Genomic DNA, 22,620 nt, shown 5'->3' on the forward strand with positions numbered 1-22,620 from the left:
ACCGTGCGCGCCGCGTATGCCAGGCTCGTTTACGGCACGCGGGAGAGCAGTACGTTGCTGAGGCAGGATGCTCGACCCCCACCGTCCACGACGCCCCACACTCCGGGCAACTGGACGTCACGTCGGCCTTCACCGCCTCGGTCCTCGACCGCACACGCCGCATCCGCCGCCCATGCCTCGACCGGCAAGAGGACGAACAGAACACCGCCGTCGCCCTCGCCGTCGGCATCAGCGGACCACCGCATCCGCGACACAGTCGCGGCCCGGAGTCGTCGGCTGCGAGTACGATCAGTCTCAGCCGGGGCACCCCCTCCTCCATGGCGCCACCATAAAACCAGCCGGCTTCGGCTACCCGGTGGTGAGCGCCTTGCTATAGACCGTGGAACTGCGCTGGACCGTCATGCCAATCCGCTCGTACAGCGACAGCGCACCGGTGTTCGAGTGCGTCCACAGCGTGCAGGTCTGCTTCCCTTGCCGGTAGAAGGCGTGGAACGCTGCCTGCAGCAGCATGCGAGCGATCCCTCGGTTGCGGTGGTCGCGTCGTACCGCGACGCGCTCGACGTACCCTTCGTCGTTGCCCGGGACGTCCAGCGACAGCACCGCGCCGACCATCTGATCGCCAGCAAACGCGACCGGTGATGCCGCAGGGGCGAACGTTGCTCGTTCGACGGTATGCCGGGCCCATTCCGCGTAGGTCTTTCGCCGCTGCTGCCACTCGTCGAACGCGTCCTCGGTGACCTGGTATGCCGCTTGCTCGTCACCGGGCCGAAACAACCGGACCGTGATACCGCCCTGCGGCTCAGGCACCTCTGGTTCGACAGGCATCGCGATCTCCAGCAGCCACTCAGTGACAAGCCGGCGGTACCCACTGGACCGCAGGAGCGCGCCGGCCGCGTGATCGCTGTCGGAGACCGTCTGGGCAAGCGAATTGCTTCCCAGCTGCCGGGCCCGCGCCTCGGCCCAGGCGAGCAGCGAACTTCCAAGGCCCCGCCCCCGGTGATCGGGGTGCACGTGGACCGTAGCCCGCCGGCCCTTCACCCACCCCCAGCCGGCCAGCCCTCCCGCAGAGTCGGGCACGAGCACCGTGTCGGACTTGAGCTTCAGGCCAGGCAAGCTGAGATCAGCGGCGATGCGATCGGAGCCAGTCACTGCACGGCCGTACAGCTCGTACTCGCACGCTGTGACCAAACGGTGAACTGCGTGGGCGTCAGCAGTGGTAGCCGATCGACTGCGGTAACCGATCGGCAACAGCATCGAGGAAGGAACAGACATGGGGTGAACCCTGCGCCATCCGTTCTTCCATGTCGACCGACAGACGGAGCTCAATATGTACAACGCTCAACTTCTTACGCCACGCTCTTACCGGTAGCAATGGTCTGCCCTCATGGATGTGCCCAGCGACGTGATCGCGGCCATGCGCCCGCCCGCCGGTTGGTTCGTCCTTGCCGGCCCGTGGTCAGCCCTCGGACGACAACGGCTCAGCACATCAGGTCCGCCTTGGAGATGCGGCCGTGGACGCCCTTGACGGTGTCGACCACCTGGGAGACGTGGAAGTCGGCGGCCGCGCTGAGGTAGGCCAGGCCGACGGGGCCGGGGACGGCGAACCGGTGGGTGAGGAGGGTGAGTGCGTCGCGTACAGCGTTGCGCAGGGCCTCGTCGAGGTCGCGGTCGAGGCCCAGCACGATGTGCTCGGACGGCGTTTCCGCGAACGGTGCGCGCAGCCGGGCGGCCAGAGAGCGGGTGGCCGGGTCCGTGTGGAGCGTGAGGCGGAGGGTGGCGCGCAGGGGGGCCTCGAAGGCGGTGAGGGCGACTTCGCCGTCGCCCTGGGAGAAGTGCGGGTCGCCGACGTAGAAGAGGGCCCCGGGGACCTGGACGGGGAGGAAGAGCCGGGCGCCGGTGCCGAGGTGGCGGACGTCGATGTTCCCGCCGTGCGGGCCGGGCGGGACGGAGTGAACGGGGGATTCGGTGGCCGGGGCGACGCCCATGATGCCGAGGAAGGGGCGGAGAGAGAAGCCGAGTTGGCGGCCGTCGCCGACCGGGAGCCGGCCCCGGCCGTCGTCTCCGACGGTCGCGATGATGCTGGCCGGCTCGCCCTGGGGGGTCTGCGGATATTCGCCGGGGAGGGCGCCCTTGCCGTGCCGGTTGCTGATCACCCCGTAGGGAGCCCGGCGGAGCAGGGTCAGGACTTCGACCTCCAGTACGTCACCGGGCCGTGCGTCGTGCAGTGCCACGGGTCCGGTGACGACGTGCGGGCCATGTGTCTGCGGCAGGTGTTCGCGTGCGGAGGCGGCCAGTTCGACCGCGTCGTTAAGCAGGCCGTTCGCGGCGATACCGGCCGCCCCGAAGAAGGCGGCCGGATCGCGGCCCTGGTCTTCGAGGATGCCCTCGTGGCTGATGGTGTCGAAGGTGACGGTCTCGCCCGAGCGGACGGTCAGCGCCGGTTCGGCGGTGGCGTTGGGCAGCAGGCCCCAGTGCACCCGGGACGGGTCGGCGGCCAGGTAGTGGTCACCGTCCAGGGGGCCGAGTCCGGGTTGGAGGAGCTTCACTTCAGGGCCTCCCGCAGGGCCCCGGCGGTGAGGGTGAATCCGAAGCACTGGCGGACGTTGTAGAGGGTGGCGTCCATGCAGTACGCGGGCGAGGTGGTGGCCACCGCGTCCTGGACCATGACGACGTCGTAGCCGAGGTTCGCGGCGTCCATGAGGGTGGCCAGGACGCACTGGTCGGCGTTGACGCCGGCGAACAGCACGGTGTCGACCCGCAGGTTGCGCAACACGCTGTCCAGTTCGGTGTCCTGGAAGCCGCTCATCCGGTACTTGGAGACATGGAGGTCGCCGTCCGCGGTCTCCAGTTCGGCGACGATCGCGGCCGAGGGGCTGCCCTGCTCCAGTACCCTGCCGCCCGGGAGCGGGGCGCCGATGCCGCCGCCGGTGCCGTCCGGGTCGTAGACGTGCAGGACGCCGGGCGGGAGGTTGGCCCGGTCGGGGCGGTTGCCCCAGTTGAGCCAGATGACGGGGACGCCCGCGGCGCGCAGCGGAGGCAGCAGGCCGGCGATGACGGGGACGGGGGCGCGCGCGGGGGCCACGTCCACGCCGATGGAGGCGAGCCAGCCGTCGGGCGAGCAGAAGTCGTTCTGCATGTCGACGACGATCAGCGCGGTCGCGGCAAGGTCGGCGGTCACGGCCTGTGGCAGTGCCTCGACGGTGACGGGGTGCGGGTCGCGGTGGGGGCGGGCCAGTACGACGGTCTTGCCGTGCGCCCGCCAGGCGTTGCGGGAGTTGGGCCCGATCAGGCCGTGGGCCTCAGGCATGCGCGGGGTTCCTCGAATCGGTGACGAAGTCCAGCAGGGCTCGGTCGGTGCCCCGGGCGCCCAGCACGCACAGGCCCACGGGCAGCGAGCGCACCCGCAGCAGCGGGGCGACGACCGCCGGGAGTCCGGCCAGGGAGGCGAGGCAGGTCAGCCGGAGGGTGGCGGCACGGACGGCCTCCACCTCCTCGGGCGGCGCGTCGGCGAGAGGGGCGGGGCCACTCGTGGCGGGCAGCAGCAGGGCGGTCCCGGGCGGAAGTACGGCGTCCAGCGCCTTCCGCGCGTCGGACAGGACCTGTTCCGCCCGCGCCCGCTCGGCCGCGCTCACCCGGCGTCCGTTCTCGAAGCGTGCCGCGACGTCCGGGGCGAGCGCGCCCGGGTGACGGGTGATCCACGCGCCGTGCTGCTCCCAGGCTTCGGCGGCCTGGACTGTGCGGAAGGCGGCGAACCACTCCTCCAGGTGTTCGGCGGCTCCGGTGCGGGCAGGCGCCAGGGGCAGCGCCGTACGCAGGGTCAGTGCCCGGCAGGCGGCCTCGAAGGAGGCTCGGACCTCGGGTTCCGCGAGCGGCACCAGTTCCTCGTCCACCATGCATTGGGTGATCGGCGCGGTGGTGTCGCCCGGCGTCAGCAGCGCCTCGGCCGCCGTCCGCAGCAGGACGGGGTCGTGGGCCAGGAGTCCGGCGGTGTCGAAGGAGGGGGCCAGCGCCAGCAGGCCCCCGTCGGGGGTGGCGCCGTGGGTGGGCCGCCAGCCGTACAGGCCGCAGTAGGAGGCGGGCACACGGATCGAGCCGGCGGTGTCGGTGGCCAGCCCCAGGTCCGCCCAGCCGCGGGCCACGGCGGCGGCAGGGCCGCTGCTGGAGCCGCCGGTGATCCGGCCGGGTGCGGCGGGGTTGGCGGGGGTGCCGTAGTGCGGGTTGGTGCCGGCGAGGCTGAAGGCGAGTTCGTCGGTCTGGGCGATGCCGGTGAGTTCGGCGCCCGCGTCGAGCAGCCGCCGTACGGCGTCGGCGTGAGCGGTTTCCGGGCGGGCCTCGGCCAGCCAGGCGGGGTTGCCCGCGCCGACGCGCTGTCCCGCCACCGCGAACAGGTCCTTCACCGCGAGGCGGACATGGGACAGCGGGCCCTGTCCGCTGGACGCCACGAGCGGCCCGTCGGCCACCCGCCACACCGCCGGGTCAGGGCGGTCGTCCGGCGCCGGCGCGGATACGGCGCTCACGTGCGCGGCGGCGATCCGCCACCCGGCGTCGGTGTGCCGCCACACCTGGGTCTGGAGTCCGCGCCCCCCGTCCTGCCGCCGGGTCTCGGCGGTGACGACCGCGACCCGCGCGGCCGGCCGGACCACGTGTACCCGCTCCACGACCCGCGCCGGAGCCCCGCCCCTCCCCCGCCGGAAGCCGGCGATGGCGGCGTGGCCCACCAGCACGGTGTCGCCCTCGGCGCGCAGGGTGTCCGGTGCGTCCAGGAACCAGTGGTCCAGGCCGGTCAGGTCGTTGACGGCGAGGGCTTGTTCGTATGCCCAGAAGGCGGCGAGGAGGTCCGCGTTCACGGCGTTCCCGCTCGCAGGACGGCCAGGTCCGGCTCGTCCAGCGTCGTCACCGGCCCGCGTTCGATGAGGTCGGCGAAGCCTTCGTCGGGGGACATGACGGTGAGGGTGTAAAGGCGATCGGTGGCGGACGTGTTGACGATGCGGTGTTTGGACCCGGCGGGCAGAACCAGTACGTCGCCGGGGGCGAGGTCGCGTTCGTGCTCGTCGCTGGCGGCGCGGCCGTGGCCGGCGAGCACGACGAACGTCTCGACGGACTCGGGGTGCCAGTTGAGGGGCTGGGCGCCGCCCGGTTCCCAGACCTCGAAGACGACGGTGGTGGGCGAGCCGTCCCGGGGGCCGGTGAGCACGGCGAGCTTGACGGTGTCGCCGGCGGTGATGTGGTGGGCGGTGATGTCACGCAGCGGGGTGTGCAGCGGGGCGTCGGTCATCGCGGGCTCTCTCAGGAGGTCAAGGGGCGGTCGGGCAGGAAGCGCGCGCATTCGCGCAACGCGGCGGCGGCCGCCGAGACGGACGCGTCGACGAGCTTGCGGCCGAGTTCGGGCGTGGCTCCCGTGGGATCGCCGATGAGGCCGTTGCCGGTGGCGAAGTCGTCGCTGGTCCAGCCGAAGGACACCGGCTTGCCGAAGCCGATGTGCTCGTACGAGGTGAGATGTTCGGGGACGCTGCGGCGCGCCTGTGTCATGTCCACCAGGTCCGGGTGGAGGTGGAGCATGGCGGCGGTTTCCTTGAGTCCGCCGTGCACGCCCATCCCGAACTCCGCGGCCGGGGACGTGCCGCCCTGGTCGGCGGGGAGGGACGCGTGCAGCAGGAAGGTGCGCAGGCCGTGGCGGGTGCGCAGTTCGCGCAGGGCGACGCCGAGCAGGGCGCTGTTGCCGCCGTGCGCGTTGAGGAAGGCCAGTCTGCGTACGGGGCCTGCGGCCAGGGAGCGGCCGAGGTCGTCGAGGACGGACAGCAGGGTGCGGGCGCTGAGCCACAGCGTGCCCGGGGACCAGGCGTGTTCGTCGGACTTGGTGTAGGCGAGGCCCGGCAGCAGCGTGATGTCGCAGCTCTCCCCCGCGAGCCGGGCGGCGCCCTCGGCGACCGCCTCGGCCATGTAGTAGTCGGTGGCGACGGGCAGATGGGGCCCGTGCTGCTCGATCGCGCCGACCGGCAGCACGGCGACGGTGTCCTCGCCGAACCGCTCGATCTCCGGGCCGCTGAGGTCGATGAACCGGGTGAAGGTCACGGCGTCTCCTCGGAAGCGGCGGGGATCTTGCCGGGGTTGAGCAGACCGAGCGGGTCGACGGTACGGGCCGTCTCCCGTACGAGGTCAAGGCGGCGGTCGACGTACCAGTTGTGCGGGCTGTGCACACGGACGCCCAGCGCCTGAAGGGCGGCGATGCCGTCGTAGACGGTCTGTTCGTCCTGGTAGCGGGCCATGAGCATGCCGACCGTGCCGGAGCGCATGCCCTCCAGGTGGAGCAGGGTGTCCGGGAAGACCTTCCGGATCTCGGTGGTGTCGCCAAGCAGGACGTCGCCGCCGATCTCCAGGTGGAACCAGCCGTCCTCGGCCTTCATCAGGTGGTAGGTGGGGTGGTTGAAGGACATCGAGCTGATCAGCGCGGGGCCGTCCGGTGCGGGCCGGATGTCGAGGACGCTGCCGCCGTGCGACTGGACGATCGCCCGTGCCTCGTCGACGGCCTCCTCCTCGATGATCGCGCGCACACTCAGGGCCGTCGGGTCCAGCGCCGGGTCGGGCCGGTAGACCCCCACGAGGCCGGCCTCGTCCAGCGAGGCCAGGCGCGGTGCCGGTTCGAGGCGTACGAGCGCCGACAGCGCGGCGGTGGCGGACGCCCAGTCGGCGAAGGCCGCGAACAGGCCGGTCCAGGTGCGGGCCCGCTGGAGCCGTACGGTCGCGGTGGCGATGATCCCGGTGGTGCCGTAGGCGTGGATGTACGGCAGTGCCTCCGCGTCCCGGACGGTGAAGGGCTCGGCGTCCGCCGTGCAGGGCACCACCGTCAACTCCTGCACGAAACCGTCGCTGTTGGTCTTGTGCACGAGAGAGCCGGTGCCGCCGCTTCCGCCGGAGAGGAAACCGCCGACCGTGGTGCCGAAGGTGGACGGGAACATCCACAACTCCTGGCCGAGGGTGCGGGCGTGGCCTTCGAGGTCGGACATCCTCGCCCCGGCCTCGGCGCGGATCCAGCCGTCGCCGGCGTCGAGGATCCGGCCGCAGCCGGTGAGGTCGAGCACGGCACCGTCGTGGAGCGGGATCGCCTGGCCGTAGTTGCCGGTGCCCTTGCCACGCGGGGTGAGGGGGATGCGGTGGCGGTGGGCCAGGGCCAGGATGCCCGGGATCTGGTCGTGCGCGGAGGGGCGCACGACGGCCTCGGCGTGTCCGGCGGGAAGGCGCGCGGACAGGATCGGCGACATGTGCGCCCAGTCGCAGGAGGCCTTCTCCCGTGCCGCCAGGTCACGGATCACCCCGTCGGTGCCGAGGAGTTCGATGGCCTCGGCGCAGAATTCCTCGATGCCTGGCGTGGGCCGGCGTTCCGTCATGCCCGGAGCCCGTCCGTCGGGGACGAGTTCGGTGAGTGCGGTCAGGTTCGCGGTCGTCATCACTTCAGTCCTATCGAGGGGTCGATGAACTCGTCGGTCGCCAGGTCCTGTGCGGTCAGTCCCGCCTTGACCTTGGCGCCGCTCTGCTCGACGAGGGGGGTGAAGGTCTTCAGGGCGGAGGCGACGCGCTTGGTGTCGAAGCTCCCGACGCTTCCGTCGGCCTCGTTGCCGAGGATGCCGAGCTTGACCATCTGCTTCGCGGCGAAGGTGCCGGTGCCCTCGGAGTAGACCCAGCCGGTGTTGTACTGCTGGACCAGGTCGGCGATGAGCTTGACGGTCGCCGACGGCTTGGCCGCGAAGTCGGCGGCCGACTGCTGCAGGACGGGGACGAGCTTCTTCAGGCAGGGGCTGAGGGACGTCAACTCGCCGCTGCGCACCGAGAGGGCTTCGGGGTAGACGTTGTAGCCGACGTCCGCGAGGAGCTGGTACCTGATCGGCTTCTTCCAGGCCGACACCTCGTGCTGGTAGATGTACGGCTCGGCGGTGGCGAAGCCCTGCTGGGCGATGCCCGGGTTGGACACGAAGCGGGCGGGCGCGCCGTCGTAACTCCCGTCCAGCTGGCTCTTCTTGATCAGGCCTTTGGAGACCAGCAGCGAGGCGTAGGTGCTGCCGTTGACGTAGACGACCTTCGCGTTCGACTTTCCGATGTCCGCGATCGTCTTCCAGTCGGGGTGGGTGGCGGGGTCCCACATCAGGACCTGCGGGCTCTTCTTCATCAGTGCCGCGACGGCCGTGACCGGCTGCTTGGCGGACGCCGTGATCGCCACGTCGGTGGTGACCGTGCCGAGGGTGATGCTCTTGTCGACGTACATCTGCGAGGGGACGGTCTGGTAGCCGATGGCGGAGCCGCCGGCCCGGATCTGGATGTCGACGCCGGTGTCCTTGCCGCCGATGACCAGCGGTCCGGTGATCCGCTTCTTGTCGCTGTCGACGGTGTAGCCGGGGCCGACGAGGTTGTAGAGGGGGCCGTGTTCGGCCTCGGGCTCCCAGTCGACCTGGACGACGACCGTCTTGGGGCAGACGCCGGCCAGGTTCTGCGCGGCGGGAGCCGCCTGGAGCTTGTCGGCGGAGCCGGTGGAGGCCGTGGAGCCACCGCCACAGGCGGTGACCGATACCAGGGCGATTGCTGAGGAAACGCCCGCGATGGCGGCGCGTCTGGCGCAAGAGGGCATGACTGAACTCCCTGACGGACGGGCGGGGACGAGGGAAAGGCGGGGGCGGCCTACGGCCGATCGGCCGAGGCGTGCCAGGAGCCCACGGCGAGTCGCGCCACGAGGGTGAAGACGGCGAAGACCACGACGCCGAAGAGCGAGGCGAGGATGATCGCGGCGAACAGGTCCTCGGACTGCAACCGGGAGCGGTAGACGTCGAGCAGGGTGCCGATGCCGGGTTCGCCCTGCTTGAAGAACATGTCGCCGACGATCGCACCGATCACGGACAGGCCGGACGAGGTGCGCAGACCGGTGAAGACCGAGGGGAGGGCGGCGGGCAGTTCGAGCTTGCGCAGCCGGGCCCACTGGCTGGCCCGCTGGAGGGTGAACAGGTCGTGGTGGGCACGGTCGACCGACTGGATGCCGAACAAGGTGTTGGCGATCATCGGGAAGAGGGCGATCAGGACACAGACGACCACCCGGCTGGTGAAGCCGAAGCCGAACCAGAGGCCGATCAGCGGCACGATCGCGAGGATCGGCACGGTCTGCAGGACGACCGCGTACGGGTACAGCGAGCGCTCCAGCCAGCGGGCCCTGCTCATCAGCACCGCCGCCGTCACCCCCAGCACGGAGGCGATGAGCAGCCCGACGAGCGCGACCTGCGCCGTGAGCCACAGGGCCTGGAGCATCGGCTGCAGATGGGTCCAGTCGAGGAAGGACACGGTCAGCACCTGCTGCGGGGGCGGGACGAGGAAGCGCCGGTCGGGGCTGAGCAGCAGATAGCTCGCGGCGTACCAGACGCCGATGGCCGCGCCGAGCGAGCCGAGCGGGGTGAGCACGGTGGCGGGCCGGATCCGGCGCGGGCGGGCCTGCCGCGCGGTCTTCGTCAACTCCGATGCCGTTACGGCCACTTCGGCCGGGGCGGTGATGTCGGCGCTCACTGGAACCCTCCACGCAGTGCCGCGGAGACCTCGCCGGCGATTCGGCCGAACTCGGGGTCGTAACGCAGCTCGGCCGGGCGGGGATGGGGGAAGGGGACGTCGAAGGAGGCGGTGATCCGCCCGGGGCGTGCCGACATCACGACGACCCGGCCGGCCAGGAAGACGGCTTCGGTCACCGAGTGGGTGATGAACAGGGCGGCGAAGCCGGTCTCGGCGTAGATGCGCTGGAGTTCCTCCTGCATGCGCAGGCGGGTCATCTCGTCGAGGGCGCCGAACGGTTCGTCGAGGAGGAACAGCGAGGGCCGGGTCATGAGGGCCCGGGCCAGGGACACGCGCATCCGCATGCCTCCGGACAACTGCCCCGGCAACTGCTTCTCGAAGCCCTCAAGGCCGACCAGCCGAAGGGCGTCCAGCGCCCGCTCGCGCCGTTCGGCCTTCGGGGTTCCGGTGAGTTCCGCGGGGAGTTCGACGTTGGCGAGGACGGTACGCCAGGGCAGCAGGGTCGGGTCCTGGAACACGTAGCCGACCGAGTCGGTGGGGGCGTGGACGGTGCCGCCGGAAGCGGTGTCCAGGCCGGAGGCGAGGCGGAGCAGGGTGGATTTGCCGCAGCCCGAGGGGCCGACGACGGCGACGAACTCACCTATGGCGATGGAGAGTTCGAGGCCGGTCAGGGCGGTGGTCCCGTTGGCGAAGTGTTTGTCGACGCTCTCGAATCGCAGCGTCGCGTCGAGCGTCTCTTCGGCGATGGTCGGCACATCAGCTCCCTTCAGTGCCACAGTACGGAATGTTGATAGCATGAACATTGATTATTTCCGGCCAGTGTCACGGCGGTATCCATTCGTCAGGACCGGGCGGTGGGCCGGTCTCAGTAGAGTTCGCGGACCACCGACGTACGGCTGACCAGCCGCCCGCCGGCGAAGACGAGCCGCTCGGGACAGGACGCGCCGAGCACCTCCGACACGGTCTGCGCACGCACCGCCAGAAGATCGGCGACAGCGCCCTCGCACGGTCCTGCCGCAGGCAGGCCGAGGACGGCGCGGGCGCCCGCGGTGACCGCGTGCAGTGCCTCGTCCGGGGCGAGATGACCGGCCGTGACCAGCAGGGACGCGGTCTCCAGAGGATCCGCGCGGCCCACGGGGTTGAACGGGTCCCTGATGTTGTCAGCACCGGCCGCGACCTTCACGCCGGCGTCCAGCAGCGCGCGTACGGCGGTGAGGCCGCGCGGGGTGGACGACGGGTGGCCGCGGCCCTGGAGGTAGAGGTTCGTGAGCGGGAGGGCGACCACGCCGATCCCGGCGGCCGCGACCTCCTTGGCCGTACGCGCCGCCTCGTCCGGTTCCACCGCGCCCAGGCTGACGCAGTGACTCGCGGTGACGCCCGGGACGAAGCCACGCTTCCGCACGGCACGGGCGAGCAGGCGCAGGTCCCCCGCACCCGGATCGAGGGTCTCGTCCGCATGCAGGTCGACCCCGACATGGTGCTCCGCGGCGATGCGCAGGGTGCGTTCCACGGACGCGGCCGGGTGGGCGGACAGGTGGGGGCAGCCGCCCAGCAGGTCCGCGCCGAGGTCGAGCGCCTGGTGCAGCAGCTCGTCCGGGGCGTCGATGTGCAGGACGGCGATCTGGAGCCGTACCCGCCCCCGGAGCTGGCTGCGCAGCCGGAGAAGGGCGCGCAGGCCGCGCAGCGGATCACCGGTGCTGTGACTGCCGTCGTCCGTCAGGAGATCCACGTGGGTCCTGACGGCCGTCACACCGTTCGCACAGAGCTCGTCGACGGCCCGCCCGGCGCGCTGGAACACGTCCTCCTCGGTGACCCGCGCGGCGTACGCGCGCCAGGCGGTGACGGCCGAGGGCAGGTCTCCGGGCAGGGCGCCCGCCAGGTCCCAGGTCAGGGCCTTGTCCAGGTGGGCATGCGGTTCCGCGGGGGCGGGCAGGAGCAGATACCCGGTCAGGTCGAGTTCCTGGGGGCCGGGGGGAAGCAGGCCGGGTGGGGCGACCCGGGCGACGAGACCGCTGTCCGGGTCGAGCAGGAGGTCACGGACGTCTCCGTCGGGCAGCCGCGCGCCGCGTAGCAGCAGAGGCGGCATGTCAGCGGTCCGTTCCGTGCGGCGCGGTGAGCACCGCGAAACCGTCGAAGTCATGACGGCGTACGGGGACGCCGAACATGTCGGTGGAGGCGTACGGGAGGGTGCGGCCGTCCCGTACGGCCGCGAACGCCTCGGCGACCCGGCCCACGAAGTCCGCCGACTCCCGGTGCCGCAGGTTGTGGCCGAGCAGCGCGGTGGTGACGGGCAACTCCGCGAGGCGGCGTGTCGAGCCGGCGAAGGCGGCGACGTCGGCGCCCGGCACATGGGCGAAGAAGGTACCGCTGATCAGCGTGTCCCCGGCCAGCAGCAGCCCGGTCTCCGGCTCCCACAGGCAGATGCCGTCCGGAGAGTGCCCGGGGGTGTGGAGGACCTTCAGGCTCCGGCCGCCCAGGCCGAGGACGTCTCCTTCCTGCAGCAGGCGGGTCGGGCGTACGGCTTCGACGCGCCAGTGGGCCAGGTCGGGGACCGGCCGCACCTCGACGCGGGAGTCCGTCAGGAAGAAACCGCCGGCGTCCAGGGCGTGGAACTCCTCGTACCGCTTGCGCAGGTCGTGCGCGAGGTGCCCGTACGCCTCCAGCCACTCGTACGGGGCCGGAGTCGTGTGCAGGGCGGCTCCGTCGGCGTGTACGGCGATGTCCTCGGCGTACGCGGCCAGGGAGGCGTTGCCGCCGCGGTGGTCGAAGTGATGGTGCGAGTTGACGACCAGCAGCGGCAGCCTGGTCAGCCGCCGCACCTGCTCGCCGATGTCGGCGATGCCCATTCCCGTGTCGTAGAGCAGGGCCGTTTCGTCGCCGAGCAGGAGGTAGCTGTTGACGTGGCCGGGCTCGCCGATCACGAAGGCACCCGGGCCGGTCTCGGCGACCTGGAACCAGTCGGGGCCGCTCACGCGGCACCGAGCGCGTGGTAGCGGCGGTCATGGTGCACGAGCGCGGTCGGTCCGCCGGTTCCGGTCACCACGTCCTCGACGGCCGCGACGATCAGGTGGTGGTCCCCGGCCGGGAGGTCACGTACGACGCGGCACAGCACCGTGTACGAGCTGTGCGCGAGCAGCAGCGGCAGCCCGCCGCACTCCTCGGCCGACCACTCCAGGTCCGCGAACCGGTCGGCGGTGCGGTCGGCGAAGCGCCGGGAGACGTGCTCGCCGCCGGAGTGCAGGATGTTCAGCGCGAACCTGCGGCCGCCGAGCAGCGCGGGCAGCGAACGGCCGCCGCGGCCCACCCCGATGGCCAGCAGTTGCGGTTCGCGGCTCAGACTCATCACGGCGGTGCTGGTGAAGCCGACCGGGCGCCCCTCGGAGGTCAGGGCGGTGACGACACAGACACCCCCGGCCAGAGCGGCCATGGCGTCCAGGAAGGCGGAGTCCGGCGGGCAGGCGACAAAACGGTCGGAGGTGGCCGCGGCCATGGGGGCTCCCTTGGAACTGGGCGGGACGAGGAGGCACGTACGACCCGTGCGACTCGATGGACTCGGTGGAACTCGACGACACCTAGAATGTTCGTGCCATCAACATTGAGGCTAGGACCTCGGTGTTTCACCGGCGTAAAATCTCTCCCTGGCCGCCTCCGGGACCTTTAACGGCCCGCCGACCTCGCCCCTTAGGATTCCTGCCATGGCAGCCCAACCCGCCCGCAGCACGTCGCCCGCCACCGGGGACACGGACGCGTTTCTGCGCGCCGAACTCGGCAGCGCGATCCGCAAGTTGCGCAAGGAGCGGGGCCTGACCCTCGTCCAGCTGGCCGAGCGCGCCACGCTCTCCCACCCGTTCCTCAGCCAGCTGGAGCGGGGGCTGACCCGCCCGAGCATGTCATCGCTGCACCGCATCGCCCGCGCCCTCGGCACCACCCAGCAGGCACTCATGACCGTGGCGGCGGTGCAGCATCCCGGCACCTCGGCCGGCTCCGTCCACCTGGTGCGCTCGGGCGAGGGCCTGCCCGTGGCCAACCGTGGCGGCACGGCGCGCATGCTCGGGGCCCCCTCCTACTCCGCCCACCCCGTGGAGTACACCGGGGTCGGGGAGCGGTTCGACGAGTACTACGACCACCCTGGTGACGAGTTCGTCTACGTCGTGGCCGGCGAGATCGAGATCGACCTGCAGACCGCGGAGGGGCCCCGTCTCCACGTCCTCGGACCGGGAGACAGCATCTACTACCCTGGCGGAACTCCCCACCGTTGGCGCGCCGTCGGTGACGGTTCACGGGTACGGCTCCTCACCGTCCAGAACGCGACGGGCGAAGCCGACCGGCATCCGTGACGCAGACATGGCCGAACGGGTCACAGGTGTCCGACCGCAGGGCATCCGGCTGAGGGAGGCGGACGACCCGTGTCGCCTCGGTTCGGCTCGCCGCAGCGAGGCGTGGAGGATCCTTGCGCAGAAACTCCGCGAGGCTGTGGGTAGCCGTGTTGCGGTCCGTCGCGGCAACAGCGGGTCCAGGTGGTTCATGCCGTTGCCCGACTCGTAGACGCCGTACAGCACCCTCCGTTCGATATGACATGAACGGCTCAGACACAGCTTCTGACAGCACAATGGAGGGCGTGGCTACGGTGCAGACGGCAACACCGCGTGCTAGCTGACGCCCTCTGAGTGGGCGTTTAGTGATGATTGGTAAGGATGTGTCCACTTTAAGGTCTGCGGCTTTCGTGAGGCTTTGACCTGTAGGAGCGCATTCGCGCGCTCCGAGGTGGCGATCGGACCGCCCGTTTGGTTCGCACGTGCCGCTCAAGTTCCGTCTGGTTTAGCAATGGGATGGAAGACCCCTACCAGTAGAGATCTTCCAGGTATTTCATGCCATGACATTGGCAATAAAGTCAGGCAAAGTGCTGCAAAACGGTCGGTGCAAATCAACATCAAACGCCCACTGAGAGCGCGGGCGCACAGCATGCGATGGCCCCGGACGCAGAACGAAGCGTGCGGGGGGTCTCAGTAGCCTCGGTCGATCCACTCTGGAGATGCAGGGCTTCGGTGCCGATGGCGGTCGACTCGCCGTGGCCGGTGCGGACCACTGTCTCGGGCGGCAGGACCGGCAGCCGGTCCCGGATGGAGCGGATGACGGCCGGGAAGTGGGAGTACGACCGCCCGGTTGCCCCGGGGCCGCCGGCGAACAGGGTGTCGCCCGTGAACACCGTGCCCAGTTCCGGGGCATGCAGTGAGACGGCACCCGGTGTGTGACCGGGGGTGTGAAGCACCGGTACCGCCGTTCCAGCACTGGGCTGGCGGGCTGGCTGCGGTCGATCGCGATCGAGCTGGGCGGCCGTCCCGCCGCACGGCTGTGCCGCCGCCTGCGGCTGACCGCGGGCCGGACGTGGCTGCTCAGGCTGCTGACGGCGCCGGCAGTGCCGGACCGTGCCCCGCGAGTGCTGGGGGTGGACGAGTTCGCCTTCCGCAAAGGCTGTACCTACGGCACCGTGCTGGTCGACGTCGGCGTCGAGGCCGGCCGGGTCGTGGACGTACTGCCCGACCGTACCTCCGAGACGTTCGCGGCCTGGCTCAAGGACCATCCCGGCGCGGAGATCATCTGCCGGGACCGGGCGACCGCCTACACCAAGGCGGTCAGGGAAGCCGCCCCCAACGCCCGAAGTCGCCGATAGATGGCACCTGTTACAGAACCTGTCCGCCGCGGTGGAGAAGACCTGCCACCAGCACCGCGACTGCCTTCGCAAACGAGCCGAGGAGGAGTCGGCGGCCGAAGTGCCCGAGGTGACCCCGATGCTGTTACCGCCCACGGAACTGCCCCGCACACAGATCATCGAGCGCACCCGCCACCGCTACGAGGACATCCACCGCCTGCTGGAGAAGCGCTGGACGATCAGCGCGATCGCCCGACGCCTTTAACCGCGACCGCAAGACCGTCCGCCGCTTCCGCGAGACCAACCTCGACCAGCTGCTCGCCTCCGCTCGCGAACGCCGCCCCGACGGTGTCCTGGAGCCGTTCAAGGCATACCTCAGCGCCCGCTTCACCGAGGCGCAGGGCCAGGTCAGCGGCACCCGGCTGCTCCTGGAGATCCAGGCCCGCGGTTACCGGGGCAGCCGCCAGGTCGTCCGCAAACACCTCGCCGCCCTGCGCGCGGGCACCGCAGAACCGGTCCGGGCAGACATCCCCAGCCCGCGCAAGGTCACCTCCGGCCCCGTGAGACCCACACCGACAGCCAAAACGAGCGCCTCCATCAGGTTCGTCTCGCCTGCCCGGACATCACCCGGGCCTGCGACCTCGCTAGGGCGTTCGCCGAACTGGTCCGCCACCAGCGCGGATACCTCCTGCTGGAGTGGATCCCGCAGGCCGAACATGACGCACCAAAGCCCATGAAGGGCTTCGCCGGCTTCCTCCGCCAGGACCTCGACGCCGTCACCGCCGGACTCACCCTGCCCTGGAGCTCCGGGGTCGTCGAGGGACACGTAAATAGGGTTAAAACGCTCAAGAGGGCTATGTATGGCCGAGCCTCGTTCGGTCTCCTCCGCACTCGCATCCTCACTCAGCCGTCGATGCACCTTCAGCGGGCTTCCGGTGCGGAGGAAGGTTGAGCTGTTCATGCAGGAGTGCCGCAGCCTGGAGGTCATTGGTGACCATCACCTGAGCCAACCTGCCCGCGACTGCGATCACGGTGCCCCAGGCTGAAGCGTCTAGATAGACCTCGTCCGGGGCACCACGACCTACTTCTTCCTGCACGGTCGAGTAGACCTTGCCCAACTCCTTCATGAGCGCGACTTCCTCCTCCGTCCGCAGGCTCTTACCCAGCCACGGCGCGGGATCGTCTGCGTTGCAGAAGTCGTCGAACAGAACAGTGACCACGTAGTCCAGGCCGGCCCGGCTGCCGCTCGGCCAACCAGCCCCGCGCGACCAGGCGTTTCGCCTTCGACCGCAGCGCCTCCACCTTGGCCGGCACCGCGTCCAGGCCGAACAAGGTGGCCAACTCCTCGCAGGTCAGCGGCCCTTGACGGAGCCGGTGCCGGTCCGCCAGGGCCTCAAGGATGCGCTGATAGTCCACCGACAGCACCGACCAGGCCAGTCCCTCACGCCACACCGGCACCTGCGACTTCGCCTTCGCCGCCTGTCCGGGCGTCGAGCGCACGTCCGCGTCCCGCGGGCCGGGCGCGGCATCCATTGACGGTCGGCGCGATCACGCCGAGCAGTCCGGCGCTGGCCAGGGTGGCGACAGCAGTGGTGCCCCGAGCCGGCTCCCCGGTCGTCGTGGAACTCGGCCCGGGCACCGGCGCCTTCACCCACGCACTCCAGCGGCGCCTCGCGGGACGCGGTCGTTACATCGCGGTCGAGGTCAATCCGCGGTTCGCACAGCGCCTGGCCGCGCTCCCTCCGGCGGTCGAGGTCGTGGACGCGAACGCCACCGACCTCGCCGTGGTCCTGGCGCAGCGGGGCCTCAGCCAGACCGATGTGGTGGTCAGTGGACTTCTGGACCTAGAGTTCGACGACAGGGAACTCGCGGCCAGCAAGGTCGGCACGGGTGAATCCGATGAGCTGGCGCACGGGGCGGGTGACCGAGGCGACCAGTTCGGTGAGGTGGCGCGGTCGTCACCGGGTGGGGGATGTCCGCTGCCGCCGCCTCCCTGACTGCCCGGACGGGCGGCTCCACGAAGGTCTACGGTCACCGGCGCGGAGTCAGCCAGCCGCGCTCCTGGGCGAGCAGCGCGATCTGGAAGTGGTTGCGCGCACCCAACGCCGTGCCGATGTCGCTGATGTCCTTCTGCACGGTGCGCCGGCTCACCCCCAGCGTGCGGGCGATCGAATCCTGCTTCATGCCGACCGAGAGCAGCCGCAGGACCTCGCGTGCCCGCGGGTTCGGCGTGTCGGAGGCGGGCGCCGGCGGCACTGGGCGTCCCTCCTGTCCCCAGGGCACCCCGTGCGCCCACAGGCTCTCGAACAGCGCTGCCAGCACGTGCAGCAGCGTCGGGGAGTGCACCAGCAGTGAGCCGGCCGCCGCGTCTTCCCGCCGCAGAGGCATGATCGCGGTGGTGCCGTCGAAGATCACCAGCTTCATCGGCAGGCCGCTGGACAGTCGCACCTCGCCACCGATCTCCACGCCGCGCCGCACGGTCTCCAGCGATATCTCGTCGGTGAGGGTGTCGCTGTCGTACACCGACCGGAAGCGGACCCCCGTGCGGATCGCCGCCGCCTGTACGGCCAGCCTGTCCGGCACCCCGTCGACCGCCGCCACGTACGGCGGCATCACCAGGTGCAGCACCTCGCGCCGGGCCGCTCTCAGCTGATGGGCGTAGCGAGCGGTGACCCGTTCCTCGGTGTCGAGGATCTCGAACTGGTCCGAAGCGAAACGGTGGTTGGTCACCGAGATGTGCATCTCGTGCAGCAGCTCGGCGTGGGTCTCCAGACTCGCCAGCTCCTCGCGGCGGCGGGCCAGGAGGCTGCCGAGCGCCGGGCGTGGCGGGCTGGCGCTCCAGCGGTCCGCGTGTCCACTGGCGCGGACGGCGAGCAGTTCGGACTCCAGCAGCCGAAGGGCCTGGGCGGCATCGGACGTCGACGCGCCCAGGGCCGCCGCCGCCTCGGCGGGGGCCGTCTCCGGGTGCGCGACCAGGTACTCCAGGACTCGCCCGGCCAGCGGCGGCAACCCCAGGCCACTCCAGGGCACCTGCGGGATCTGCGGCTCCGCGGCCATCGGGCGGCCCCTGCTGTCGTTCGCCGGGTGAAATTGGGGTGATCTTAACCCCGTACCGCGCGCTCCGGACCGGCGAGGGAGCGTTCCCACGCCGTCACGACCGGGTCCGTAAACCTGCCCCAACCACATCATTCCTGGGCCAACTATCGTCCGGCAGACCGCTGCCGCGTCGCGCGAAAGTGCAACTGCGCTCAGCCGCACCGGCATTTCCTTGTCCCCGTCGGCACACCCGTCCCAAGGTGATCAGCAACTCCCTGCCGCGCACCCCGGTACACCGCCACACCAACCCGATCGGCCAGGCGTTTCGCGGCGGCGGGAACCGGCAGGAGCTGCCCCCGCCGGGCAGACCCGCACCCGCGCCGCCCCGAAGTCCCCGCGCGCAAGGAGCATGTTGATGCACCGACACGTAAGACAGGCAGCCGCCGCGCTGGCCCTGCTGGTCCCCCTGGTGGCGGCCGGCCCAGCCGTCGCCGCGCCCGCCGGCGCCCCCGCACCGCCCGCGCCCGCGCACCACAGCCTGACGCTCGCGGACGGCTCGAAGGTGGTCTGGGCCGACGACGGCACCGGCACCCTCACCGACCCGCAGGGCCGCACCCGCGCCTTCCCGGTGCCGCGCTCGGCCGGCCGCACCGGACTCGGGGCCACGATCACCCCCTCCACCACCGCGCTCACCGCCCGCGCCGCGGCCGCCCGCGGTGCCTCCTACACCCTCGGCACGAAGCAGGGCGCCGCCGCGCAGCAGGCACCCGTACAGCCGATGAACACCGGCCCCGTGAAGCTGCCCGCCGCGGCGAAGGCGGCGCTGCGGCAGGACGCCCGCAGGGCTCCCCAGCCCGGCCCGGCCACCGGCCTGCCCGCCAACGACGGCCTCAGCACGTCCTTCCAGTCCTACCTCAACGCCCAGGGCGTGGATGCCGCCGGCGCCTTCGCTGACGCGGCCGCCTACCTGCACGCCCTGCCCGGCGCCGGACAGATCGTCACCAACGTCTCCATCGGCGATCTCACCGACCAGTCGATGGCCGACGGCGGCGACGACTACGTACGGGTGTACGGTCCCACCACCGTCGTCAAGAACGGCCGGCGCTACCTCGACGAGCCGTCGATGCCGCTCATCCCCACCTACACGGCTGACAACGAGGGCAAGTTGAACCCCCTCGGCTCGACCGAGGGGCAGGATCCGAACCTCGGCGAGGTGCTCCTCGACTTCTCGATGATGGCCCCGCTCCCGCACGACCGGCAGCGCCCCGGCGCCACCGGCAGCGGCGCCACCGACCTGCTCGGCATAGCCCCCGGCGCCCAGTACCGTCTCGTCGTGCCGCAGGAGGCCAGCTACGAGGGCATCACCGCCGCGCTGAAGGCCGCCGCGAACCAGAAGCCCCGGCCGGACGTCATCACCGCCAGCCTCGGTTTCGGCACCGACGAGCAGATCGGCTTCCCCGGCCGCTACCTGGAGGACGACCCGACGATCCGGGCCACCCTGGCCTCCATCGTGAAGTCCGGCATCGCCGTGGTCGTCTCCTCCAACGACGGCACCCGGCTCGCCCTGCCCGTCTCCGTCGGCCCCGACGGCGGCAGCACCCCCACCGACACCACCACCAAGGCGAGCGCCCAGACCGACATCGACGACGTGGAGCCCACCAGCACGCCCTCGAAGGTGGTCGACAGCGGTGTCATCGCGGCCGGTGCCACCACCACCGACGACACACTGAGCTCCGCCGACACCCGGCAGGGCGTCTACCCGACGACCCGCTACAACGGTTCGGCCGCCTACTCGTCCGGTTTCGGCACCCGCATCGACCTCGCCGCTCCCGGTGACGACCTGCCGTCCCTCATGCACGTCTGCACTTCCAGCCCCTGCAAGGCGCAGGATGTGGAGGTCGTGCTGAACGGCGGCACCTCTGCCTCAGCCCCTGAGATCGCCGCCGCGGTGGCCGACGTGCTTCAGGCCGCCAAGGCCACCCACCAGAGCCTGACCCCGCGCCAGGTCCGCGACCTGCTCGTCTCCACGGGCAACTCCATCGCACAGCCCCCGCAGGCCGATCAGCCGCTCACCATGGGAACCCAGCTCGACGTGACCCGCGCCGTGGAAAGGGTCCTCGCCAAGACCTACCGCATCGCGCCCCGGCCCGTGCGGCTCTCGGTGGCCCAGCGGCAGCTGCTGCCCACGCAGTACGGGACCGCCTTCACCGAGTCCACCGACCCCACGGCGATCGACCTGGCAGGGCCCGCGGACGGCAACGGGATGCCGACCGGCCAGAACGCCGTCTCGCCGATCACGCTCGGCCTGGACATGACCGGGGATCTCAGTGGCCTGACCTACCGGGTCAGGGTCGGCGACAAGGGCGTGTTCACCGCCAGGACGCCGAGCCTGCGCCTCATGCCCGCCCAGCTGCTGGGCGCCGCCGGGCTGCCGCTCGCCTCCGACACCACCCGCAGCGTGCCCGTCACCTTCCAGGCGCTGCGGGGCGGCAAGGTGGTCGGCGAACTCTCGCAGCGTCTGACCTTCCTCGCCGGCGACGGCACCTACGCCCAGGCGCTCGCCCCGGCGGCCGCCGGTACTGCCCCGCTCGGCCGGTCCGTCAGCGTCTCCTATGACCTCACCGGCCTCCGCGGCGCGGACAGCCCGCGCCTGGTGCTCTCCTCCGTCGGCCACTACTCCCCCAGCGCTGCGGTGGACGACTTCAACGTCCAGTGGTCCACGCCGCTCACCCGGACCAGGGGCACCGTGACGATCCCCGCCTCCGCCTTCACCGCGGGCGGCGCCGGACTCTACGGCGTCGGCATCCGGCAGGCCGATCTCTACGGAGTGCTCCCCGTCTACGGCGACTTCCGCGCCCTGCGCATCGGGCCTGCCGCCGACGAACGGCCCGATGCCCCGCTGCTGACCACGCAGGGCCACACCCGTGCGCACGCCGCCGACACCGCCCGTAGCGCGCCGAGGGTGACCGTGAACTGGGACGCGACCGGTGTGCACGGCGCGGACGGCGCCGAGTTCGAGGTGATGTCGCCCGGCCCCACGCTGTACGGCTCGCTGAACACGGTCACCAACCAGAACGGCAGCCGCCGCGACGACGACGGCTTCAACCATCCGTCCACGCTCACCGTCAGGCTGCCCGCGGTGAAGGGCCACACCGTACTGGACCTGTCGGCGCTCAAGCTGCCGACCGGGCTGCAGTACCCGGTGCGGGTGCTCGCCACCCGGCACGGCTCGCCGATCGGCCAGGCGTCCCCGACGTCCTTCCTGCAGTACCGCGACGGCGACCAGGTCCCCGGCACCGTGGAGAGCTTCACCGTCTCCGGCGGCAAGGCGCTGGTCTCCACCGACACCTTCACCCTGACGGGCGGCGACGAGGTGTACCACCTGGACCGTTCCGCCACCACCGGCTACGACCTCACCACCGGCACCGCCGGTGACTCCTTCGCCGAGTCCACCGACGGGCAGACGATGCAGGAGGTGCTCGGTACCGACCCGGCCAGCGGCCACGCCCTGATCATCCACACCCCGTTCGCCGGTTCGGACGCCCGGATCGACGTGGAGAACCCCGCGACCGGCGCCCCGGTGAAGATCACCGCGCTCTCCGACCTGATCAGCGGCACCGCCTACCTTGAGGGCGGCACCGTGGACACGGCCCGTCACCGCGGCCTGGTCACCACCTACGAGCCGGACAGCGGCCTCAGCCGGGTCTGGCCGGTCGACATGAGTACCGGACAGGTCGGTAAGTCGCTGGCGCTCAACCCGAACAACCTGTACCGCTCCTACAACAACGTCTCGGTGGACGCCTCCACCGGCGAGGTGTTCGTCGCCACCGCCGGAACGATGGGACCGTGTCTGGGCGGCCGCGTCTCCTACGGCGCGGTCGGCGTGGACTTCGGCACCGGCACCGTCACCCCCGTCACCTCGCTGCCGCAGTGCGTCTCGGCGTTGCTGCCCGACGGCCGGGGCGACAAGGTCTACGCCGCCGTCGGCGCCGCCCAGCCCAATCCCGAGGGCGGCGATTTCCCCACCAGCACCTGGCTGACCGCCGACCAGAAGACGCTCACGCCGTCCGCCACGGTCGACACCGGCACCCGCGGCCCGGTCTGGCCGACCCTGGACAGCACCCACCAGGTCGCCGTGGAGGCGAGCCTCTACGAGAGCGAAGTCGAGACCGACAACAACGCCATGAGCGAGATCACGGTGCTGAACCCGGCGACCGGCGAGGTGCTGGCGCGCCACGCGGTGGCCAACCTCGTGATCTCCACCGTCGCCGGCTCCAACTTCGAGTTCACCGGCCGCCAGGGACTCTTCCTGGATCCGCACGCCCGCACGGGGTGGGTCGTGAACGGCTGGGGCACGGGGCTGGAGCAGTTCTCCTACTGACGTCCGAACCAGGGCG

The 22,620-nt window shown here is 71.1% G+C and carries 21 protein-coding genes and 2 pseudogenes; 6 read left to right on the top strand and 17 right to left on the bottom strand.

The genetic code is table 11. The annotated features are described in order from the left end of the window. Positions 1 to 348: 348 nt before the first annotated feature. The 13 genes from EDD90_RS05450 to EDD90_RS05510 all read right to left on the bottom strand — a co-directional run bounded on the left by EDD90_RS05450 (position 349) and on the right by EDD90_RS05510 (position 13,027). The gene (locus EDD90_RS05450; RefSeq protein WP_123972010.1) at positions 349 to 1,272 is read right to left on the bottom strand and encodes a GNAT family N-acetyltransferase; all 924 of its coding nucleotides are present in this window, start codon (positions 1,270 to 1,272) and stop codon (positions 349 to 351) included. 206 nt (positions 1,273 to 1,478) lie between these two features. Next, the gene (locus EDD90_RS05455; RefSeq protein WP_123972011.1) at positions 1,479 to 2,546 is read right to left on the bottom strand and encodes an acetamidase/formamidase family protein; all 1,068 of its coding nucleotides are present in this window, start codon (positions 2,544 to 2,546) and stop codon (positions 1,479 to 1,481) included. Further along, the gene (locus EDD90_RS05460) at positions 2,543 to 3,307 is read right to left on the bottom strand and encodes a cysteine hydrolase family protein (RefSeq protein ID WP_123972012.1); all 765 of its coding nucleotides are present in this window, start codon (positions 3,305 to 3,307) and stop codon (positions 2,543 to 2,545) included. The genes EDD90_RS05455 and EDD90_RS05460 overlap by 4 nt, the downstream gene beginning before the upstream one ends. Next, a complete protein-coding gene (locus EDD90_RS05465; RefSeq protein WP_123972013.1) occupies positions 3,300 to 4,847 on the bottom strand; it encodes an amidase in 1,548 nt (515 codons plus the stop codon). The genes EDD90_RS05460 and EDD90_RS05465 overlap by 8 nt, the downstream gene beginning before the upstream one ends. Further along, entirely contained in the window at positions 4,844 to 5,275 is a 432-nt protein-coding gene (locus tag EDD90_RS05470) for a cupin domain-containing protein (protein WP_101401812.1), read from the bottom strand. Before EDD90_RS05470 ends, EDD90_RS05465 begins: the two co-directional genes overlap by 4 nt. Before the next feature lie 11 nt (positions 5,276 to 5,286). Next, complete coding sequence (locus EDD90_RS05475) at positions 5,287 to 6,072, bottom strand: creatininase family protein (RefSeq protein ID WP_185148946.1); 786 nt, start codon at positions 6,070 to 6,072, stop codon at positions 5,287 to 5,289. After that, the gene (locus EDD90_RS05480) at positions 6,069 to 7,445 is read right to left on the bottom strand and encodes an FAD-binding oxidoreductase (protein WP_221305066.1); all 1,377 of its coding nucleotides are present in this window, start codon (positions 7,443 to 7,445) and stop codon (positions 6,069 to 6,071) included. Before EDD90_RS05480 ends, EDD90_RS05475 begins: the two co-directional genes overlap by 4 nt. Then, positions 7,445 to 8,617 (bottom strand): ABC transporter substrate-binding protein, encoded by a 1,173-nt coding sequence (locus tag EDD90_RS05485; RefSeq protein WP_123972014.1) that lies wholly within the window; start codon positions 8,615 to 8,617, stop codon positions 7,445 to 7,447. Before EDD90_RS05485 ends, EDD90_RS05480 begins: the two co-directional genes overlap by 1 nt. A 50-nt stretch (positions 8,618 to 8,667) precedes the next feature. Next, positions 8,668 to 9,537: an ABC transporter permease gene (locus EDD90_RS05490; protein ID WP_123972015.1), complete on the bottom strand. Its 870-nt coding sequence runs from the start codon at positions 9,535 to 9,537 to the stop codon at positions 8,668 to 8,670. Continuing rightward, positions 9,534 to 10,292, bottom strand: coding sequence for an ABC transporter ATP-binding protein (locus EDD90_RS05495; protein ID WP_260327652.1), 759 nt, complete (start codon positions 10,290 to 10,292; stop codon positions 9,534 to 9,536). The genes EDD90_RS05490 and EDD90_RS05495 overlap by 4 nt, the downstream gene beginning before the upstream one ends. A gap of 110 nt (positions 10,293 to 10,402) precedes the next feature. Beyond that, positions 10,403 to 11,623, bottom strand: coding sequence for an amidohydrolase family protein (locus tag EDD90_RS05500; RefSeq protein ID WP_123972017.1), 1,221 nt, complete (start codon positions 11,621 to 11,623; stop codon positions 10,403 to 10,405). A 1-nt stretch (position 11,624) separates the two neighbouring features. After that, positions 11,625 to 12,509: an MBL fold metallo-hydrolase gene (locus EDD90_RS05505; RefSeq protein ID WP_123972018.1), complete on the bottom strand. Its 885-nt coding sequence runs from the start codon at positions 12,507 to 12,509 to the stop codon at positions 11,625 to 11,627. Further along, complete coding sequence (locus EDD90_RS05510) at positions 12,506 to 13,027, bottom strand: flavin reductase family protein (RefSeq protein WP_123972019.1); 522 nt, start codon at positions 13,025 to 13,027, stop codon at positions 12,506 to 12,508. The genes EDD90_RS05505 and EDD90_RS05510 overlap by 4 nt, the downstream gene beginning before the upstream one ends. 205 nt (positions 13,028 to 13,232) lie before the next feature. Here EDD90_RS05510 and EDD90_RS05515 point away from each other — a divergent pair, with 205 nt between their 5' ends. Further along, positions 13,233 to 13,874 carry a helix-turn-helix domain-containing protein gene (locus EDD90_RS05515; protein ID WP_123972020.1) on the top strand — a complete coding sequence of 214 codons (642 nt, stop codon included), beginning with the start codon at positions 13,233 to 13,235 and terminating at the stop codon, positions 13,872 to 13,874. Between the two features lie 666 nt (positions 13,875 to 14,540). On the opposite strand, the pseudogene EDD90_RS05520 reads toward EDD90_RS05515, so the two are convergent. Further along, positions 14,541 to 14,815, bottom strand: a pseudogene (locus EDD90_RS05520) (MBL fold metallo-hydrolase); the annotation flags it as partial. 168 nt (positions 14,816 to 14,983) lie between these two features. Between EDD90_RS05520 and EDD90_RS55135 the strand changes: the two are divergent. The 3 genes from EDD90_RS55135 to EDD90_RS58865 all read left to right on the top strand — a co-directional run bounded on the left by EDD90_RS55135 (position 14,984) and on the right by EDD90_RS58865 (position 16,139). Then, positions 14,984 to 15,208 (top strand): transposase, encoded by a 225-nt coding sequence (locus tag EDD90_RS55135; protein ID WP_185148947.1) that lies wholly within the window; start codon positions 14,984 to 14,986, stop codon positions 15,206 to 15,208. A gap of 31 nt (positions 15,209 to 15,239) precedes the next feature. Then, positions 15,240 to 15,452 carry a hypothetical protein gene (locus tag EDD90_RS05530; RefSeq protein ID WP_123972022.1) on the top strand — a complete coding sequence of 71 codons (213 nt, stop codon included), beginning with the start codon at positions 15,240 to 15,242 and terminating at the stop codon, positions 15,450 to 15,452. Positions 15,453 to 15,557: 105 nt separating this feature from the next. Beyond that, positions 15,558 to 16,139 carry a transposase gene (locus EDD90_RS58865; RefSeq protein WP_221305181.1) on the top strand — a complete coding sequence of 194 codons (582 nt, stop codon included), beginning with the start codon at positions 15,558 to 15,560 and terminating at the stop codon, positions 16,137 to 16,139. Here the strand turns inward: EDD90_RS58865 and EDD90_RS05540 are convergent. Continuing rightward, complete coding sequence (locus EDD90_RS05540) at positions 16,087 to 16,314, bottom strand: hypothetical protein (protein ID WP_221305067.1); 228 nt, start codon at positions 16,312 to 16,314, stop codon at positions 16,087 to 16,089. The two genes, EDD90_RS58865 and EDD90_RS05540, sit on opposite strands and share 53 nt — an antisense overlap. 31 nt (positions 16,315 to 16,345) lie before the next feature. Further along, positions 16,346 to 16,672, bottom strand: a pseudogene (locus tag EDD90_RS05545) (hypothetical protein); the annotation flags it as partial. A 104-nt stretch (positions 16,673 to 16,776) separates the two neighbouring features. Between EDD90_RS05545 and EDD90_RS05550 the strand changes: the two are divergent. After that, positions 16,777 to 17,184, top strand: coding sequence for a hypothetical protein (locus EDD90_RS05550; protein WP_123972024.1), 408 nt, complete (start codon positions 16,777 to 16,779; stop codon positions 17,182 to 17,184). A 34-nt stretch (positions 17,185 to 17,218) separates the two neighbouring features. Here EDD90_RS05550 and EDD90_RS05555 read toward each other — a convergent pair whose 3' ends face one another. Continuing rightward, positions 17,219 to 18,244, bottom strand: coding sequence for a LuxR C-terminal-related transcriptional regulator (locus EDD90_RS05555; RefSeq protein ID WP_123972025.1), 1,026 nt, complete (start codon positions 18,242 to 18,244; stop codon positions 17,219 to 17,221). A gap of 394 nt (positions 18,245 to 18,638) precedes the next feature. On the opposite strand from EDD90_RS05555, the gene EDD90_RS05560 reads away from it, so the two are divergent. Further along, a complete protein-coding gene (locus EDD90_RS05560) occupies positions 18,639 to 22,604 on the top strand; it encodes a S8 family serine peptidase (protein ID WP_185148948.1) in 3,966 nt (1,321 codons plus the stop codon). Positions 22,605 to 22,620 lie beyond the last annotated feature (16 nt).

Origin of the sequence: Streptomyces sp. Ag109_O5-1 (assembly GCF_003814875.1) — a bacterium.
In the GTDB taxonomy this organism is placed as follows: Bacteria; Actinomycetota; Actinomycetes; order Streptomycetales; family Streptomycetaceae; genus Streptomyces; species Streptomyces sasae.

Coding starts and splice junctions, on each gene's coding strand:
- EDD90_RS05450 (WP_123972010.1), bottom strand. CDS start 1,272: ATGTCTGTTCCTTCCTCGATGCTGTTGCCGATCGGTTACCGCAGTCGA.
- EDD90_RS05460 (WP_123972012.1), bottom strand. CDS start 3,307: ATGCCTGAGGCCCACGGCCTGATCGGGCCCAACTCCCGCAACGCCTGG.
- EDD90_RS05470 (WP_101401812.1), bottom strand. CDS start 5,275: ATGACCGACGCCCCGCTGCACACCCCGCTGCGTGACATCACCGCCCAC.
- EDD90_RS05480 (WP_221305066.1), bottom strand. CDS start 7,445: ATGACGACCGCGAACCTGACCGCACTCACCGAACTCGTCCCCGACGGA.
- EDD90_RS05485 (WP_123972014.1), bottom strand. CDS start 8,617: ATGCCCTCTTGCGCCAGACGCGCCGCCATCGCGGGCGTTTCCTCAGCA.
- EDD90_RS05500 (WP_123972017.1), bottom strand. CDS start 11,623: ATGCCGCCTCTGCTGCTACGCGGCGCGCGGCTGCCCGACGGAGACGTC.
- EDD90_RS05510 (WP_123972019.1), bottom strand. CDS start 13,027: ATGGCCGCGGCCACCTCCGACCGTTTTGTCGCCTGCCCGCCGGACTCC.
- EDD90_RS05515 (WP_123972020.1), top strand. CDS start 13,233: ATGGCAGCCCAACCCGCCCGCAGCACGTCGCCCGCCACCGGGGACACG.
- EDD90_RS05540 (WP_221305067.1), bottom strand. CDS start 16,314: ATGAAGGAGTTGGGCAAGGTCTACTCGACCGTGCAGGAAGAAGTAGGT.
- EDD90_RS05555 (WP_123972025.1), bottom strand. CDS start 18,244: ATGGCCGCGGAGCCGCAGATCCCGCAGGTGCCCTGGAGTGGCCTGGGG.
- EDD90_RS05560 (WP_185148948.1), top strand. CDS start 18,639: ATGCACCGACACGTAAGACAGGCAGCCGCCGCGCTGGCCCTGCTGGTC.